Here is a 17,328-nt window from a genome sequence, read left to right as displayed (position 1 = left end):
CGCCTCACGGCGGGCCGCACCCGGCACCCGGGCGCGGCCTGTTTTCCCTTGCCCTAGCCAACCCCTGCGAAATCCTCTATCGCAACGGCAGTTCAACCAGGGGAATCCCATGACCACACGCGCCGGTTTCGTCGCCCTGATCGGAGAGCCCAACGCGGGCAAGTCCACGCTGACCAACGCCATGGTCGGCGCCAAGGTGTCGATCGTCACCCACAAGGTGCAGACCACCCGCGCCCGCATCCGCGGCGTGGCGATGGAAGGCGAGGCGCAGATCGTCTTTGTCGACACGCCGGGCCTGTTCCGCCCGCGCCGCCGGCTCGACCGCGCCATGGTCGCCGCCGCCTGGGGCGGCGCGGCGGATGCCGACATCATCGTGCTGATGGTCGAGGCGCACCGCGGCGTTACCGAGGGCGTCGAGCGCATCCTCGAAGGGTTGGCCGACATCGGTAAGGGCCGCACCGTGGCGCTCGCGATCAACAAGATCGACCGGGTCCGGGCCGAGACCCTGCTGGCGCTGGCCAAGGATCTGAACGACCGCTACCCCTTTGCCGAGACCTTCATGATCTCCGCCGAAAAGGGCCACGGCGTCGCCGACCTGCGCAAATGGCTGGCCAAGGAAATCCCCGAGGGGCCCTGGCTTTATCCCGAGGACCAGATCGCCGATCTGCCGATGCGGATGATCGCCGCCGAGATGACGCGCGAGAAACTGACCCTGCGGCTGCATCAGGAGCTGCCCTATCAGCTCACCGTCGAGACCGAGAACTGGGAAGAGCGCAAGGACGGCTCGGCCCGCATCGACCAGTTGGTCTATGTCATGCGCGACGGCCACAAGGGCATCGTGCTGGGTCACAAGGGCGAGACCATCAAGGCCGTCTCCAAGGCCGCGCGCGAGGAACTGGAAGAGTTCCTCGGTCGCAAGGTGCACCTGTTCCTGCAGGTCAAGGTGCGCCCGAACTGGCTGGAAGAGGCCGAGCGCTATTCCGAGATGGGGCTGGAGTTCAAGGACGGCAATACGTGATCGGCAGACTGGTCAGCTCCTTCTGGGTGCAGGCCTATCTGACCCGCCTGCGTCTGAACGACATCCCCGCCTTTGTCACCGCGCATGGCGACGACACCGCCGGGGCGGTGCTGATCAAGCTCAATACGCTGGACGGTCAGGCGACCCTGTTCCAGCGCGGCTTCGATCTGGACAGCGGCGCCAGGCGCTGGATCGAACTGGCCCGGGGCGACGAGGCCGGGGTCGATGACGCCATCGCCCGCCAGCGCGGATTTGACCCCGATCTGTGGGTGATCGAGGTCGAGGACAGGCAGGGCCGCCACCTGCTGGACGAGGACGGGCTGGCCGACTGACGTGCGGCACGCGGGGCGGGTGATCCCGACCCTTTGCACCCTCTGACCGGGCCGCGGCGTAGGCGGCCGCACCACCCCGCGAAACGCTTCTCAGACAATGCGTCCCGTGCTATGCGAAATTCGTGACCCGGCTTGTTCCCAGGCGCCTCTTCGAGGCCGCGCTGATCGCGCTGTTCACCGTGGCCCTGGCGGCTGCGGCGCTGGCGCATCGCGCGCCGGACCGCTCCCAGGCCGGGCTTGCCGCCGTGCAGGCCTCACTCGGTGTCGCGGTCGACCTTTGCGGCGCGGCCGGCGGGTCCGGCGGCACCCGCGGACAACCCGCGCCCTGCCAGTTCTGCCAGATCGCCTCCAACGCCTTCGCGCCTGCCACGGCGGGCGATCCGCACCCGGTCGACACCGTGCTGCTTGCCGAGATCGTGCCGCCGGACTTCCGCCGCGCCGAGGCGCAGGCGCTCGACCCGATCCGCCTCGCCCGGGCTCCGCCGCGCATCTGACCCGATCCTGATCGCCGTCGGTGATTTGCGCCCCGTTTTTTCTGCGCGGGGACGGGCATCCATCGTTCAATCACTGCTTTCAGGGGGCCGCGGTGCCAGGGGTCCGTTCATTTCCCCGTCCCCGGGGCGTCCGGGGCGATGGCGCATTCCGCGCGCGTCCGTCCCGCCCTCGCGCCTGCATTCCGGCCTCGCCGGGCGGCTTCGGCCGCCGGGCAGGGCGATCAACCTTCACACAGTTCCAACAGGTGACACATGAAACGCTTTCTCGCACTTCTTGCCCTCGGCCTCGCGGCCACCATGACCCAGGCCCATGAATTCACGCTTGGTGACCTCGAGGTCATCCACCCCAACATCCCGCTGCCCGCCCCCGGGGCGATGGCGGCGGCCGGCTATATGGTGGTCGCCAACGACAGTCACGCCCCCGAGCGGCTGGTCGCGGTCCGCTCGGCGCTCTCCGAAAGGGTGATGATGCATGTGACCGAGGTGGACGCGAACGGCGTCGCGAAGATGCATCCGCTCCAAGCCGTCGACATCCCGGAGAATGACAGCGCCGCGTTCGAGCCGGGCGGAAGGCACATCATGTTCATGGGCCTGACCGCCGACCTGCACGAGGGCGACAGGGTGCCCGCCACGCTGGTTTTCGAGTCCGCAGGCGAAATGGCGGTCGAGTTCGTGGTCGGCCCGGCCGACCGGGCGGCGGGACACGCCCACGCCGATCATGCCGCCATGGATCATTCGTCCATGCAGCACTCCGCCGCCACCCACTCGGCGATGGATCACGGCAGCATGGATCATTCGGCGATGGCAGGGATGAGCGATCCCGAGCAGATCCGCGCGCTGCTGATGGGCACCTTCGACCGTCCCGGCGCGCCGCTGACGGTCGAGCCGATCACCCTGCGCGGCCCAGTGGCCGTGGCCGGCTGGAGCCAGGGTGGCCAGGGCGGCCGCGCCTTCCTGCGCAAGGATGCCGACGGCTGGTTCGTCGAACTTTGCTCGGGGCAAAGCCTCGTCGACGCCGCGACCTTCGTCGGGATGGGGCTCGGACACGCCGATGCCGAATTGCTGGCCGCCGAGGTGAACGGCGCCGAGGCCCCGCTGGGCGCCGCCTTCATCGCGCGGCTCAATTCCTTCGAGGGCACGGTGGTCATCGGCCGTCAGGGTCATGACCACCAACACTGACGGTGCCAACAGGGCGCCGGGCCTGACCGGGTCCGGCGTCCGGGCGGGGCCACTTCCGACCGCAGCGCTGGGGCGCGTCGGTTTTCCACTGCCGGTCGCAGGATGGCTGTGTTCGCGGCGGCGGCCCCGGTGTATTCTGCGGCCGGCATCACCCGATCTGGAAGTGAGCCGGCACATCTGACACAAGGTCTTGGCATGGAATGGCGCGATCATGGCATATTGCTGAGCCTGCGGCGTCACGGCGAGGCGGCGGCGATCATCGATGTCTTTACCGAATCCCACGGCCGCCATGCCGGTGTGGTGCCCGGCGGCGCCAGCCGCAAGCAGGCGCCGGTGCTGCAACCCGGCGCGCAGCTCGACCTGATCTGGCGGGCGCGGCTGGAGGACCATATCGGCACTTACCGCGCGGAACCGCTGCGCAGCCGGGCCGCCGCCGCGCTGTCGGGCCGGTTGGCGCTGGCCGGGCTGAACGCGGTCACCGCGCTGCTCTCCTTCGCGCTGGCGGAACGCGAGGTGCATGGCGCCCTTTACCGCCGCTCCGAACAGCTTCTCGATCTGCTGGGGCAGGACGAGATATGGCCGCTGGCCTATCTGAACTGGGAAATGGCCCTGCTGGAAGAGCTGGGCTTTGGCCTCGACCTCAGCCAATGCGCCGCCACCGGGGTCAATGATGAACTGATCTATGTCTCGCCCAGATCGGGCCGGGCGGTGTCGCGCCACGGCGCGGGGGACTGGGCCGACCGGATGCTGCCGCTGCCGCCTTGTCTGCGCGGCGACGGGCCGGCGCCGGATGCCGAGATCGCCGAGGGGCTGCGCACCACCGGCTATTTCCTGCAGCACCGGCTGGCCCCGGCGCTGGGCCACACGCCGCTGCCGGAGGCGCGGGCGCGCTTTGTCGATCAGTTCACTCGGCGGATCTGAATACCATCTCGCGCCCCGCCGCGTTGCGCAGGATCAGCGTGCCGGTCGCCACCTCGGCCTCGGTCATCGCGGTGAGCGCCGACAGGAACGCCTGCTCCGCCTCCAGCTCGGGACAGGCGCGGCGGGTCGAGAGCAGCTGACCGGCGTCGAACCACGGATAGGGTGTGGTCATCACCCCGGAATAGCGGTTGCAGGGCGCCTCGCCCGCGATCTGGCCCGGCTCGGGAAAGGCCAGAGTCGCGGTCGCGGGGAAGGGGGAACCGTCCAGTTCCGCGAGATGCCAGACCCGATCCGCCGCGCCGAACCCGGCGACGGTCTCGTCCTTCGCGCACATGTCGAGGCCCAGCAGGGCGATTAGAAAAAGCAGCCGCATGAGCGACAGCATGACACGCCGGGGCGGCTTGCGCAAAGCGCCGCGTGCGGCTGTACTCGGTGCAGAACCGCCAAAAGGAGGACCGCCGCATGGCAGAGGAACGCGACATCCGCGAAGGCGAGGTACAGCTCGATTTCGACCCCGGCGACCGGGCGCAGGCGGGGGTCGCCTTCATCGGTCATATCCGCTCGGACTGGGCCAGGGGCGATGCGCCCCGGAATCTCACCCAGGCGCGCGCCAGCGGGGGTGGCAATGCCCGGATCGAGCTTGACCCGGTCTATGCGCGCGGGCTCGCCGGGCTGGAGGAGGGGCAGGCGATTTGGGTGCTCTACTGGATGGACAGGGGCCGGCGCGACCTGATCGTGCAGGCGCCGCACCACCGGCCCGATCCGCGCGGGGTGTTCTCGCTGCGCTCGCCGGTGCGGCCCAACCCGATCGCCATGGCGGTGGTGCGGATCACCACGCTCGATGCGGTGCGCGGCGTCATCGGCATCGACGCCACCGATGCCTTTGACATGACTCCGGTGGTGGATATCAAGCCGTGGCACGACGGCATCGACATCCCGCCCGGGATCTAGCAGACAGCCACGGCGCGGCGATGCCTCACGGAAAAGGGCGCCGCCGTCGTGGCTGCGCCCTCTCGTCTGTTCCGGCCCTGAGTATTCCGGGCGCGTCTCACCCCAGCAGACGCCGCGCGATCACCTGCGCCTGGATCTCGGCCGCCCCCTCGAAGATGTTGAGGATGCGCGCATCGCACAGAACGCGGCTGATCTTGTACTCCAGCGCGAAGCCGTTGCCGCCGTGGATCTGCAGCCCGTTGTCCGCCGCAGCCCAGGCCACCCGCGCGCCCAAGAGCTTGGCCATCCCGGCCTCGAGGTCGCAGCGCTTGCCGTGGTCCTTCTGCCAGGCGCTGAAATAGGTGAGCTGGCGGGCGATCATGATCTCGACCGCCATCATCGACAGCTTGCCCGAGACACGCGGGAAGGCGATCAGCGATTTGCCGAACTGCTTGCGGTCCTGTGCGTATTGCATGGCGATATCCAGCGCCGACTGCGCCACGCCGATGGCGCGGGCGGCGGTCTGGATGCGGGCCGATTCGAAGGTTTCCATCAGTTGCTTGAAGCCTTTGCCCTCTTCCTGGCCCAGCAGGTTCTCACCCTTGACCTGAAAACCGTCAAAGCCCAGCTCGTATTCCTTCATGCCGCGATAGCCCAGCACCTCGATCTCGCCGCCGGTCATGCCGGGGGTCGGAAAGGGATCGTCCTCATTGCCCGGGGTCTTTTCGGCCAGGAACATCGACAGCCCCTTGTAGTCGGAGGTCGAGGGATCGGTGCGCGCCAGCAGCGTCATCACGTTGGCGCGCGCCGCATGGGTGATCCAGGTCTTGTTGCCCGTCACCACGTAATCGCCGTTCTCGTCCTTGACCGCGCGGGTGCGCAGGCTGCCCAGGTCGGACCCGGTGTTGGGTTCGGTGAACACCGCGGTGGGTAGCACCTCGCCACTGGCAATCCGGGGCAGCCATTGCTCCTTTTGTTCGTCGGTGCCGCCGGCCAGGATCAGTTCGGCCGCGATCTCGGACCGGGTGCCGAGGCTGCCGACGCCGATATAGCCGCGCGACAGCTCTTCGGAGACCACAACCATTGACGCCTTCGACAGGCCCAGCCCGCCGAGGTTCTCGGGAATGGTCAGGCCAAAGACGCCCATCTCGGCCAGCTCATCGATGATTTCCATCGGGATCAGCTCGTCCTTGAGGTGCCAGTCATGAGCAAAGGGTTCGACCTTTTCCACCGCAAAGCGGCGGAACTGGTCGCGGATCATCTCCAGCTCTTCCTCCAGCCCGGTGGCGCCCACGGTGGTCTCGGCGGCGCGTTCCTGCATCAATTCGACCAGGCGGTGGCGCGCGGCGGGGGTGTTGCCCGTGGCGGTCAGGGTGGCGATGGCGTCGCTGTCCAGCGCGGCGGAGTCTGCGGCGGTCAGCCCCAGATCGGACAGGCGCACGATCTCGCCCTGGCTCATCGGGATGCCGCCGCGGATCTGCGCCAGGTATTCGCCAAAGGCAATCTGATGGATCAGTTGCTCGACCTCTCCGAACCGGCCCTGCTCGCGCAGGCGGGTGGCCCAGGCCTGCATCTGGCGCAGCGATTCGACATAGGTGGCCAGCCAGGACAGCCCATGCGCGGCGGTCTGATTGGCCTCCAGCGCCGCAGCCGAGACGCGTCCGCCCTCGCTGACCGTCTCGCGCAGCTTTGCCTTGGCGGCCTCCAGCACCGCCTCGGTCGGCGCGATCGCATCGGCGGTCAGGGTCAGCAGGTCGGGCAGAAGGGCGGTCTGGGTCATCGTCGTCGGGTCCTGTCCATCATGGGCCATGAATCATATCCTCCGTAGCGTCGCTTGTCCCTAATCACTTCGCAGGTGCAGCGCAACAAAAATACGCCCAAGGCCCTGCGTTGGTTCAATAGTTGCGTGATAAATTTTGCAGTGCAGCGTCCCGGCGCAGCGATTATGAGAGGGGCATGACCGCGCTGTTTTCCCTGATGGACCCGCTCCACCTCGGCCTTGCCTTCGCCATCGCGCTGATGGGCGGGCTGGTAAAGGGCATGGTGGGTTTTGCCCTGCCGCTGATCCTGATCTCCGGCATGGGCAGTTTTCTGTCGCCGGAACTGGCGCTCGCCGGACTGATCCTGCCGACGGTGGTGACCAACGGCATTCAGGCGCTGCGGCAGGGGCCGGCGGCAGCGCTTTCCTCCATCCGCCGGTTCCGGGTGTTCCTGATCGTCGGCGGCGTGTTCCTGCTGGCCAGCGCGCAGATGGTCTCGGTTCTGCCGCTGCGGGTCATGCTGCTGATCCTCGGTGGGATGATCTCGGCCTTCTGCCTGATGCAGCTTGCCGGGCTGCGGTTCCACATGGCCGCACCCTCGGCCCGGATCGAGGCGGCGGTGGCGGCCTTTGCCGGGCTGATCGGCGGCGTCTCAGGGGTCTGGGGACCGCCGACAGTGGCCTATCTGACCGCGCTGGGCACACCCAAGGCGGACCAGATCCGGGTTCAGGGGGTGATCTACGGGCTGGGCGCGGTGGCGCTGACGGTGGGGCATGTCGGCTCGGGCGTGCTGAACCAGGTGACGGTGTGGTTCTCGCTGGCGCTGCTGGTGCCGGTGCTCTTCGGCATGTGGATCGGCGGCCGCATCCATGACCGCATCGATCAGGATGTGTTCCGCAAGCTGACCCTGGCGATCCTGCTGCTGGCCGGGCTGAACCTGATCCGCCGGGCGCTGATGGCGTGACGCGGGCAGGGTCGAAGCCCTGACGTTTCAGGCACGCCCGCCGCGCCCTTGGGCAAAAGAAAAACCCCGGCGTTTCCGCCGGGGCTCTCTGTCTCTCTCTGATCGGCCGGATCAGCCGATGGCGACGGCTTTCACATCGTCATCGATGTAGGGCGCATACTGCTCGAAGTTCTCGGCGAACATCGAGACCAGCTTGGCGGCCTGCGCGTCATAGGCGGCCTGATCGGCCCAGGTCTGGCGCGGGTCCAGCAGCTGGGTGTCCACGCCCGGCACCGCGACCGGAACCTCAAAGCCGAAGTTCTCGTCCTTGCGGAACTCCGCCTCGTTCAGCGAGCCTTCCAGCGCCGCGGTCAGCAGCGCGCGGGTGGCCCGGATCGGCATGCGCGAGCCGGTGCCGAAGGCGCCGCCGGTCCAGCCGGTGTTGACCAGCCAGCAGGTGGCGCCGTGCTGGGCGATCTTCTCCTGCAGCAGCTTGCCGTAGGCTTCCGGACGGCGCGGCATGAACGGTGCGCCGAAGCAGGTCGAGAAGGTGGGCTCCGGCTCGACCACGCCGCGCTCGGTGCCCGGGGTCTTCGAGGTGAAGCCGGACAGGAAGTGATACATCGCCTGCGCCGGGGTCAGCCGCGAGATCGGCGGCAGCACGCCATAGGCGTCGCAGGTCAGCAGGATGATGTTTTTCGGATGGCCGCCCAGCGCGTTTTCCGATGCGTTGGAGATATACTCCAGCGGATAGGCGCAGCGCATGTTCTCGGTCAGGCTGGAATCCTGGAAGTCGAGCTCGAAGGTCTCCTCGTCAAAGACCATGTTCTCGATCACGGTGCCGAACTTATGTGTGGTGGCATAGATTTCCGGCTCTGCCTCGGGCGACAGGTTGATGGTCTTGGCATAGCAGCCGCCTTCGAAGTTGAAGGTGCCGCGGTCCGACCAGCCGTGCTCGTCGTCGCCGATCAGGATCCGTGCCGGATCGGCCGACAGGGTGGTCTTGCCGGTGCCCGACAGGCCGAAGAAGATGGCGGTGTCGACCGGGTTGCCGACCGCGTGGTTGGCCGAGCAGTGCATCGGCATCACGCCTTTTTCCGGCAGCAGGTAGTTCAGCAGGGTGAACACGGATTTCTTGTTCTCGCCAGCGTATTCGGTATTGCCGATCAGGATCAGCTTCTTGTCGAAATTCAGCGCGATCACGGTGTCCGAGCGGCAGTCGTGGCGCGCGGGGTCTGCCTTGAAGCTGGGGCAGTTGATGATGGTGAAATCGGCCAGGAAGCTGTCCAGCTCGGCGCGCTCGGGCCGGCGCAGCAGGTGGCGGATAAAGAGGCCGTGCCAGGCCAGCTCGGTCACCATGCGGACATTGATGGCATAGGCCGGGTCGGCGCCGCCCACCAGATCCTGCACAAAGAACTCGCGGCCCTTCATGTGCTCCAGCATGTCGGCATAGAGGGTATCAAAGCCCTCGGGCGACATCGCGGCGTTGTTTTCCCACCAGATGGTGTCGATGACGCTGTCGGTCCTGACCACATGCTTGTCTTTGGGGGACCGACCGGTAAATTTGCCGGTGGTCACCAGGAATGCGCCGCCGTTGCCCAGGGTGCCTTCGCCGCGTTTCAGCGCCGCCTCGATCAGCGCCGGTTCCATGAGGTTGTAATGGACATTGCCCAGGCCCTCGATGCCTTGGTCCTCGAGGCGGAATTGCGGGTTGACCCGTCCAGATGTCATGCGTTCGTTCTCCTGTGGCGGCGGCTGGCGTCGCGTGTCGTTCTATCGCTGTGCGGGGCGATCTCGGGCCAAATTGCCCGATGCGGCGGGTCTTAGCATGACGTTTTAGTTCATGAACAGGACGCTTTGGCGCAGTTAGCGCAACCACGGCGACGTTTAGCGCAACCAATCCGCTGCCCGCACCGAAACCTGCGGCAATTCAACCATGCTTAAGGAATATTTGTTCCCCTTGGGGCGGTTTGTTCTGCTGATTCGCAGTTAAGGATTGATTCGCAACGCGAAAAAAGGGCAGAATAAGGGAAAAAACATGGCAGTGATGAGCAGATAGGTGCACCCCAATGTCAAAGATCGCGCTGGTTGATGACGACAGGAATATCCTGACGTCGGTTTCCATGACCCTCGAAGCCGAGGGGTTCGAGGTGGAGACCTATAACGACGGGCAGCAGGCGCTTGACGCCTTCAACAAGAAGCTGCCCGACATGGCTGTTCTCGACATTAAGATGCCGCGGATGGATGGAATGGACCTGTTGCAGCGGTTGCGGCAGAAAACCCAGATGCCGGTGATCTTCCTCACCTCCAAGGATGACGAGATCGACGAGGTTCTGGGCCTGCGGATGGGTGCGGACGACTATGTGAAAAAGCCGTTTTCGCAGCGTCTTCTGGTCGAACGCATCCGCGCGCTGCTGCGCCGGCAGGAGGCGGTCGAGGGCGACGCCGCCGGCACCAGCCCCGAGGCCAAGGTGATGGAACGCGGCCAGCTGCGGATGGACCCGCTGCGCCATTCGGTGATCTGGAAGGGGCGCGACGTCTCGCTCACGGTGACCGAGTTTCTGCTGCTCCAGGCGCTGGCGCAGCGCCCCGGTTTCGTGAAGTCGCGCGATCAGCTGATGGACGTGGCCTATGACGATCAGGTTTATGTCGACGATCGCACGATCGACAGTCATATCAAGAGGTTGCGCAAAAAGATGCGCAACGCCGATCCCGAGTTCTCGGCCATCGAGACGCTCTATGGCATCGGTTACAGGTATAACGAGGAATAGGGTCCGATCCGGATCTGTTTGAAAGGGTTGACGTGCGCGATACCGGCGTCTCTCACTTGCATCACGACGGCGATGTCGTGCTGGGCGACGATTGGGTCGCCCCGCGCGAGACCATGTCTGCCGAGCTGCGCGCAAAGCGTGACCGGCGCGGCTTTTTCTCGCTGCGCGGCTCGCCGCTGACGCGAAAGATCATCGTCTTCAACCTGATCGCCCTGATCATCCTGGTTGCCGGGCTGCTGTATCTCAACGCCTCGCGCGACAGCCTGGTGGCGCAGCGCGCCGAGGCGCTGGCGGGCGAGGCCCGGCTGGTCGCCAATGTCTTCGAGGCACAGCTGCCGGCCCGCGGCCCGGTCAACCTGGTCACCGGCGACGGCGTCGATGTCGCCGAAACGCTCGCCGCGCTGACCCTGCGCAGCGGCATCGAGGTGGTGGTCTTCGACCCCGCGGGCACTGTCGTGGGCAAGACTCTGGGCACCGGCGACGGGCTGCCGCAACCGGCTGACCCCGGGACCGGACGCACGCTCATCAGTGACGGGCTTTCGGCAGTGTGGCGGGGCGCGGCCGCGCTGTTCTCCTCGCAGTCGGCGACACCCGATCCCGTCGCGGTGGAGGATCGGCTGAACAGTCTTCTGGCGCCGGTGCTGGACGGGGGGGCGACCCGCATCTCGACCCTGCGCGATACCGCCGCCGCCACCGAACTGGCCGCCGTGACCCCGATCCTGCAGGGCGGCAGGGTGTTGGGCGCGGTGGCGCTGGTCAGCCCCGCGGGTGAGATCGACGCGCTGGTGCGCGGCGACCGCGAGCGGGTGCTGGAGATGTTCATCGTTGCCCTGCTGGTCTCTGTCGGGCTGTCGCTGGTGCTGGCCTCGACCATCGCCAATCCGCTGGCCGATCTCGCCGAGGCGGCCGAGCTGGGCCGCGACCGCAACGCCCGCAAGATGAACCCCGGCCGGGTGCGCATCCCCGACCTGACGGCCCGCCCGGACGAGATCGGGCGGCTGTCGCGCGCGCTGCGGGGCATGGTCGCCGCCCTCTATCACCGCATCGACGGCAACGAACAATTCGCCGCCGACGTGGCCCATGAGATCAAGAACCCGCTGGCCAGCCTGCAATCGGCCGTCGGCACCCTGCGCATGGTCAAGCGCGAGGATCAGCGCGACAAGCTGCTCGACGTGATCGAGCACGACGTGCGCCGTCTCGACCGTCTGGTCAGCGACATTTCCAACGCCTCCCGCCTCGACGCCGAACTGGTCAAGGAAGATCAGGAAAGCTTTGATCTGCTGACGATGTTGTCCAACCTCAACCAGTATCTGGGCGAGGATGCCCGCGCCAGGGACATCGACTATATCACCGACCTGCCCGACAACCCGATCGTCATTCACGGACTGGAGGCGCGCTTGGCGCAGGTCTTTGTCAACCTGATCACCAACGCGATCTCCTTCTGCGAGCCGGGCGATGCGATCCGCGTCTGGGCGCGCAAGCGGCAGAACCGGGTGCTGGTGGTGGTCGAGGATACCGGCCCCGGCATCCCCGAAGAGGCGCTCAGCAAGATCTTCAAACGCTTCTACTCGCAACGCCCGGAAGAGCATTTCGGCAACAACTCCGGCCTCGGCCTAGCCATCTCCAAGCAGATCGTCGAGGCCCACGGCGGCGTGATCTGGGCCGAGAATATCCGCCCGACCGAGGCCGACGTCACCTCTGACCCGCTGGGCGCCCGCTTCGTCGTGGGCCTGCCGGTCTGAGCCGTGACGGACCCGGCCGACGCCGCCCCCCCGCCCGACACCGTTGTGCACGCCTCTTGTGTCGCGCTAGCCGGGCGCGGGCTGCTGATCACCGGTGCCTCGGGGCGCGGAAAATCCGCGCTGGCGCTGCAGTTGATGGCGCTGGGGGCGGCGCTGGTCGCCGACGACCGGGTCGCGCTGCAGCGGGACGGGGGCCGGGTCATGGCCAGCGCACCGGCGGCCATCGCCGGGCTGATCGAGGCGCGCGGCCTGGGGCTGTTGCACGCCGCGCCGGCCGGCCCGACGCCGGTCTTCGCCCTGCTCGATCTCGACCGCGACGAACCGGACAGGCTGCCGCCCGCGCGCCGAATTGACCTGCTGGGACAATCCGTGATCTTGCTTTGGCGGGTGGATGCGCCACATTTCCCTGCAGCGCTTGCTCAATATCTCAGGACCGGTCAGAGAACCCTATGACAACAGCGATGCAGAACGGCCCCGTGCGCCTGGTTCTGGTGACGGGGCCCTCGGGGGCCGGTCGCTCCACCGCGATCCACGCGCTTGAGGATCTGGGCTTCGAGGCCATCGACAACCTGCCGCTGCGGCTGGTGCCGCTGCTGCTGGACGGGCCGCACCCGGCGCGCCCGCTGGCGCTGGGCATCGATCCGCGCAACCGCGATTTCTCGACAGCCGCCCTTCTGGATCTGATCGAGCGGCTCGCCGCGCGGCCCGAGATCGAGCCGACCGTGCTCTATCTCGACTGCCGCGAGGACGTGTTGATCCGCCGGTTCTCGGAAACCCGACGGCGCCATCCGCTGGCCCCGGCCGAAAGCCCGGAGGTCGGCATCCGCCGCGAACTGGGTCTGCTGGCTCAGATCCGTGACCGCGCCGAGGTCCTGATCGACACCTCGGACATCAACCCGCACCAGCTGCGCGGAGAGATCGAACGCTGGTTCGCCCCCGACGGCGCCGCGGGCCTGGCGCTGACGGTGCAGTCGTTTTCCTACAAGCGCGGGCTGCCGCGCGGCATCGACATGGTGTTCGACTGCCGGTTTCTCGCCAACCCTTACTGGGTGCCCGGCCTGCGCGTCTTTGACGGCCGCGATCCCCGCGTCGCCGCCCATGTCGCCGCCGACCCGCGGTTCGGGCCGTTCTTCGACCGCGTGCTCGACCTCACCCGATTGTTGTTGCCGGCCTTTGCGGAAGAGGGCAAATCGCACCTGTCCATCGCCTTTGGCTGCACCGGCGGCCAGCACCGGTCGGTCGCGCTGGCGGAAACCCTGGCCAAGGCCCTTGCGGAGGATGGACGGCAGGTGTCAATTAGGCACCGCGAGCTGGACAGCCAGCACAATGGGTAGGGGCCAGGGGTAAGGGGCCGGATGATCGGAATTGTCATCGTCGCGCACGGCGGGCTGGCCAGGGAATATCTGGCCGCGGTGGAGCATGTGATCGGCAAGCAGCCGGGCCTGGTCGCGGTCTCGATCGAGCCTGACCACGACCGCGAGGCCAAGCAGCGCGAGATCGCCGCCGCCGCCGACTCGGTCGATACCGGCGACGGTGTCGTCATCGTCACCGACCTGTTCGGCGGCTCGCCCTCCAACCTCAGCCTGCGCGCCTGCCGGCCCTCCGACCGCCGCATCCTCTACGGCGCCAACCTGCCAATGCTGATCAAACTGGCGAAAAGCCGCCACCTGCCGGTTGGCGATGCGGTGCGCCGCGCCATGGAGGCGGGTCGGAAGTATATCAACAGCCGCAACATCGGCCCGAACGAAGCCTGACGGACGGAAATGACCCAACGCACATTGAAAATCGTGAACGAAAAAGGGCTGCACGCCCGCGCCTCGGCCAAACTGGTCGAAGTGGTCGAAGGGTTCGACGCACAAGCCGAGGTGTCGCGCGACGGTTTGAGCGCCGCCGGCGACAGTATCATGGGGCTTTTGATGTTGGCAGCGTCCCGGGGAACGACTATTGACGTGCAGACATCGGGGCCGGATGCTGAGGCGCTGGCCGATGCGATCGAGGCGCTGGTCGCCGACAAGTTCGGCGAAGACTACTGAGCGCCGCCGGCACGCGTTGCGATGAACGGGAAACAGAAATTGGTCGATACCGCCCACAACAGCAATTCACGGATGTCCGGCCCGGTCGATGCGCCGCAAGAGGGTGAGGTCTATGACCGCCGGACGCTGACCTACGCCAATTCCTTCGACGATCCCTGGACCGCCTTTGCGATCAAGGCCATCGAGTGGGTCACCGGAAAGCCCAGCATCCTGCGCATGGTCAACAAGTTCGAAAAGCAGAACGCCGAATACCGCGGCCAGAAATTCTGGCGCGGCGCACTCGACGTGATGGGGATCGACCTTGTGACCCCGGTCGAACAGCTCGCCAACATCCCGGCGGAGGGGCCCGTGGTGGTTGTGGCCAACCACCCCCACGGCATGGTCGACGGCATGGTCCTGGCCGACCTGATCGGTCGGAACCGCCTCGATTACCGGATTCTGACCCGCTCGGTGCTCACCGGTCTGGACGAGGCCGCGACCTCCTTCATGATCCCGGTCCCCTTCCCGCACGACCCCGACGCGCAGCGCAAGATGGTCGAGATGCGCGCCAAGGCGATGGCGCATCTGGGCGAGGGCGGCGTGGTGGCGCTGTTCCCCTCCGGCGTGGTGATGTCCGCCGACAGATGGCTCGGCCCGCCGATAGAGCGGGACTGGAACGTCTTCACCGCCAAGATGATCCGAAAATCCGGTGCCCGGGTGGTGCCGATCTATTTCCCGGGCCGCAATTCGCGCGCCTATCAGATCGCCTGCAAGGTCTCGCCGATCCTGCGCCAGGGGCTGCTGCTGCACGAGATCGTGCGCGCCTGCAACAAACCGCAGGCGCCGGTGATCGGCGCGCCGCTGACAGACGAGCAGATGGCGCCGCTGGCGACCGATCCGCGCGGCTTCATGGCCTGGCTGCGCGAGCACACGCTGGCGCTGGGCAACAGCGGCAGCTAACCCTCGGAACAGAGCCACCACGGCCCCGGGGAAGGCGCGACGCGCCGCCACGCAGGCCCGATCGCGGTCGGAGACTGCCGGGCATTCCGGCCGCTGCTCCGGCGCCAAGAGAGAAGAAACGCGTCCTGCCTGGCCTTTCGCCGCGCGCCTCAGCGCGTCGGCACCGGCACATCGCCGCGATAATCGTAAAAGCCCCGCTCGGTCTTGCGGCCCAGCCAGCCGGCCTCGACGTATTTGGTCAGCAGCGGGCAGGGCCGGTACTTGGTGTCCGCCAGCCCGTCGTGCAGCACGTTCATGATCGCCAGACAGGTATCCAGCCCGATGAAATCGGCCAGTTCCAGCGGCCCCATCGGATGGTTCGCGCCCAGCTTCATCGACTGGTCAATCGACTGCACGTTGCCCACCCCTTCGTAGAGCGTATAGACCGCCTCGTTGATCATCGGCATCAGGATGCGGTTGACGATGAAGCCGGGGAAATCCTCGGCGCTGGCCGCCGTCTTGCCCAGACGCTCAACCACCGCCAGACAGGCCTGGTAGGTCTCCAGATCGGTGGCGATGCCGCGGATCAGCTCGACCAGCTGCATCACTGGCACCGGGTTCATGAAATGGAACCCCATGAACTTTTCCGGCCGGTCCGTGCGGCTGGCCAGCCGGGTGATCGAGATCGACGAGGTGTTCGAGGTCAGGATCGTGGCGGGCTTCAGATGCGGCTGCAGATCCTCGAAGATCGCCTGCTTCACCGTCTCCCGCTCGGTCGCGGCCTCGATCACCAGATCGGCGGTGCCTATATCGGGCAGCGACAGCGTGGTGGTGATCCGCTTCAGCGTCGCCTGCACCAGCTCCTCTGAAATCCTGCCGCGCGCCGCCTGCCGCGACAGGTTGCCTTCGATGGTCTCCAGCGCCCGGTTCAGCGCGTCCTGGCTGACATCGGACAGGATCACGTCATATTCGGCCAGCGCCATCACATGGGCGATCCCGTTGCCCATCTGTCCCGCTCCGATCACACCGACTGTCTGAATGTTCATCGCCCTGCCTTTCACCGCGTTGCCGCGCCGACCATACCGGCGCTTTCTGCCGGGGTACAAGGGCCGGCGAACGCTTCGATTTTAATCAAATACGTCCATTAGCCGAATCGCAACGCAAACCCGTCCATTCTGCCCCGGGACCCAACTCGGGGGACCGAAAGACTGGGGGCAGACGGGGGCCATCATGAGTATGCAATTGACGAGCGCCGGGGCGCGCGAGGATCCGATTTGCCGTTTTCCGGGCTCGGCGCTGCCGGTGCGCGGCCCCTGCGTCGACCTGGTCCGGCCCTATCTGGCCTTCCTTGGCGGCAGCGAGACCTTCGGCCGTTTCGTCGAGGCGCCGTTTCCCACCCTGGTCGACCGGGCGCTGGGGCAAAGCTGCGTCAATCTGGGCAGCATCAATGCCGGGCTGGGCGCGATCCTGCGCGATGCCGGCGTGATGCGCATCGCCGCCGGGGCCGAGCTGACCGTGGTGCAGATCCCCGGCGCGCAGGATCTCGGCAATCAGTATTACCGGGTGCATCCGCGCCGCAACGACCGCTTCCTTGCTCCGACCCGGCGCCTTGCCGCGCTCTACCCCGAGGTCGATTTCACCCAGTTCCATTTCACCAAGCATCTCGTCACCACGCTTTACCGTCAGTCTCCGGCACGCTTCGCGCCGGTCCTGGACGAGTTGCGGGCGCTCTGGATCGACCGGATGGAGCAGTTGTTGGGCACGCTGGGCGGGCGGGTGCTGCTGCTCTGGCTGCAATACGACGACAGGCGGCCGCAGGACGACGCGCCGCTGGGGCCCGATCCGCTTCTGGTTTCCCGCGCGATGATCGACCGGATCCGCCCGGACGCGCGCGGTCTGGTCGAGGTGCCGGTGGTGCCGGCCGGCCGGCGGGTCGGCGAGACCGCGAGGATGGCGTTCGGACCGCTGCAGGCGCTGGCGGCCGAACATTTGCCGGGGCCGTCGATGCATCGCCGTATCGCCGCCCGGCTCTCCGAGGCGATCCGCACGCTGGACTGACCGTGGCGCCTGACCGTGAACTGACCGGGGTCTGACCAACGGGTGACGGAAGGGGCCGGCGGCCATGAAAAAAGGCCCGCCGGGCGGCGGGCCTTTCTGTCTGCATCCGGCTGGCCCGTCGGGGCCGCCCGTCCTTACCCCAGCTTTTCGGTGAGTTCGGGGACGGCGGTGAAGAGGTCTGCGACGAGGCCGTAGTCGGCGACCTGGAAGATCGGCGCCTCTTCGTCCT

General features: G+C 66.9%; 20 protein-coding genes. 15 read left to right on the top strand and 5 right to left on the bottom strand.

The genetic code is table 11. The features are described 5' to 3' along the window. Positions 1–109: 109 nt before the first annotated feature. The 5 genes from era to recO all read left to right on the top strand — a co-directional run bounded on the left by era (position 110) and on the right by recO (position 3,944). On the top strand, positions 110–1,018 hold the full coding sequence (gene era / locus E1832_RS11585) for a GTPase Era (RefSeq protein WP_133359922.1): 909 nt from the start codon (positions 110–112) through the stop codon (positions 1,016–1,018). Continuing rightward, complete coding sequence (locus tag E1832_RS11580) at positions 1,018–1,350, top strand: DUF1491 family protein (RefSeq protein WP_133360052.1); 333 nt, start codon at positions 1,018–1,020, stop codon at positions 1,348–1,350. The genes era and E1832_RS11580 overlap by 1 nt, the downstream gene beginning before the upstream one ends. Before the next feature lie 122 nt (positions 1,351–1,472). Beyond that, a complete protein-coding gene (locus E1832_RS11575; RefSeq protein WP_133359921.1) occupies positions 1,473–1,844 on the top strand; it encodes a hypothetical protein in 372 nt (123 codons plus the stop codon). Positions 1,845–2,096: 252 nt separating this feature from the next. Beyond that, a complete protein-coding gene (locus E1832_RS11570) occupies positions 2,097–3,023 on the top strand; it encodes a copper uptake system-associated protein (RefSeq protein ID WP_133359920.1) in 927 nt (308 codons plus the stop codon). 195 nt (positions 3,024–3,218) lie between these two features. Beyond that, the gene (recO, locus tag E1832_RS11565) at positions 3,219–3,944 is read left to right on the top strand and encodes a DNA repair protein RecO (protein WP_133359919.1); all 726 of its coding nucleotides are present in this window, start codon (positions 3,219–3,221) and stop codon (positions 3,942–3,944) included. On the opposite strand, the gene E1832_RS11560 is transcribed toward recO, so the two are convergent. Beyond that, a complete protein-coding gene (locus E1832_RS11560; protein ID WP_133360051.1) occupies positions 3,928–4,317 on the bottom strand; it encodes an META domain-containing protein in 390 nt (129 codons plus the stop codon). The genes recO and E1832_RS11560 overlap by 17 nt on opposite strands. Before the next feature lie 89 nt (positions 4,318–4,406). On the opposite strand from E1832_RS11560, the gene E1832_RS11555 reads away from it, so the two are divergent. After that, the gene (locus E1832_RS11555) at positions 4,407–4,895 is read left to right on the top strand and encodes an SAM-dependent methyltransferase (protein WP_133359918.1); all 489 of its coding nucleotides are present in this window, start codon (positions 4,407–4,409) and stop codon (positions 4,893–4,895) included. A gap of 97 nt (positions 4,896–4,992) precedes the next feature. On the opposite strand, the gene E1832_RS11550 is transcribed toward E1832_RS11555, so the two are convergent. Continuing rightward, the gene (locus tag E1832_RS11550) at positions 4,993–6,684 is read right to left on the bottom strand and encodes an acyl-CoA dehydrogenase family protein (protein ID WP_133359917.1); all 1,692 of its coding nucleotides are present in this window, start codon (positions 6,682–6,684) and stop codon (positions 4,993–4,995) included. 146 nt (positions 6,685–6,830) lie between these two features. On the opposite strand from E1832_RS11550, the gene E1832_RS11545 reads away from it, so the two are divergent. Then, entirely contained in the window at positions 6,831–7,598 is a 768-nt protein-coding gene (locus E1832_RS11545; RefSeq protein ID WP_133359916.1) for a sulfite exporter TauE/SafE family protein, read from the top strand. Between the two features lie 111 nt (positions 7,599–7,709). Here the strand turns inward: E1832_RS11545 and E1832_RS11540 are convergent, their stop codons facing one another. Continuing rightward, positions 7,710–9,308, bottom strand: a complete 1,599-nt coding sequence (locus E1832_RS11540) for a phosphoenolpyruvate carboxykinase (protein WP_133359915.1) — start codon at positions 9,306–9,308, stop codon at positions 7,710–7,712. A 338-nt stretch (positions 9,309–9,646) separates the two neighbouring features. On the opposite strand from E1832_RS11540, the gene E1832_RS11535 reads away from it, so the two are divergent. From E1832_RS11535 to E1832_RS11505, 7 genes are read left to right on the top strand one after another with little or no spacing between them, the layout of a single operon-like run. Then, on the top strand, positions 9,647–10,348 hold the full coding sequence (locus tag E1832_RS11535; protein ID WP_133359914.1) for a response regulator transcription factor: 702 nt from the start codon (positions 9,647–9,649) through the stop codon (positions 10,346–10,348). A gap of 32 nt (positions 10,349–10,380) precedes the next feature. Beyond that, complete coding sequence (locus tag E1832_RS11530) at positions 10,381–12,090, top strand: sensor histidine kinase (RefSeq protein WP_133359913.1); 1,710 nt, start codon at positions 10,381–10,383, stop codon at positions 12,088–12,090. Between the two features lie 3 nt (positions 12,091–12,093). Further along, positions 12,094–12,543, top strand: coding sequence for an HPr kinase/phosphorylase (locus E1832_RS11525; protein WP_133359912.1), 450 nt, complete (start codon positions 12,094–12,096; stop codon positions 12,541–12,543). Then, on the top strand, positions 12,540–13,424 hold the full coding sequence (gene rapZ / locus E1832_RS11520) for an RNase adapter RapZ (RefSeq protein WP_133359911.1): 885 nt from the start codon (positions 12,540–12,542) through the stop codon (positions 13,422–13,424). Before E1832_RS11525 ends, rapZ begins: the two co-directional genes overlap by 4 nt. 21 nt (positions 13,425–13,445) lie before the next feature. Continuing rightward, entirely contained in the window at positions 13,446–13,844 is a 399-nt protein-coding gene (locus E1832_RS11515; protein ID WP_133359910.1) for a PTS sugar transporter subunit IIA, read from the top strand. 9 nt (positions 13,845–13,853) lie between these two features. Then, a complete protein-coding gene (locus E1832_RS11510) occupies positions 13,854–14,123 on the top strand; it encodes an HPr family phosphocarrier protein (RefSeq protein WP_133359909.1) in 270 nt (89 codons plus the stop codon). A gap of 39 nt (positions 14,124–14,162) precedes the next feature. Continuing rightward, positions 14,163–15,062: a lysophospholipid acyltransferase family protein gene (locus E1832_RS11505; RefSeq protein WP_425358971.1), complete on the top strand. Its 900-nt coding sequence runs from the start codon at positions 14,163–14,165 to the stop codon at positions 15,060–15,062. Between the two features lie 149 nt (positions 15,063–15,211). Here the strand turns inward: E1832_RS11505 and E1832_RS11500 are convergent, their stop codons facing one another. Further along, positions 15,212–16,087, bottom strand: a complete 876-nt coding sequence (locus E1832_RS11500) for a 3-hydroxybutyryl-CoA dehydrogenase (protein ID WP_133359907.1) — start codon at positions 16,085–16,087, stop codon at positions 15,212–15,214. A 184-nt stretch (positions 16,088–16,271) separates the two neighbouring features. On the opposite strand from E1832_RS11500, the gene E1832_RS11495 reads away from it, so the two are divergent. After that, complete coding sequence (locus E1832_RS11495; RefSeq protein WP_133359906.1) at positions 16,272–17,099, top strand: DUF6473 family protein; 828 nt, start codon at positions 16,272–16,274, stop codon at positions 17,097–17,099. 134 nt (positions 17,100–17,233) lie between these two features. Here E1832_RS11495 and E1832_RS11490 read toward each other — a convergent pair. Continuing rightward, positions 17,234–17,328, bottom strand: a 95-nt coding sequence (locus tag E1832_RS11490; protein ID WP_133359905.1) for an electron transfer flavoprotein subunit alpha, incomplete at its 5' end; no start/stop codon positions are given.

Source organism: Antarcticimicrobium luteum (assembly GCF_004358185.1).
GTDB classification, from domain to species: Bacteria; Pseudomonadota; Alphaproteobacteria; order Rhodobacterales; family Rhodobacteraceae; genus Antarcticimicrobium; species Antarcticimicrobium luteum.
Note: the sequence above shows the minus strand (reverse complement) of the source record. Positions and strands in the feature narration are given on the sequence as shown.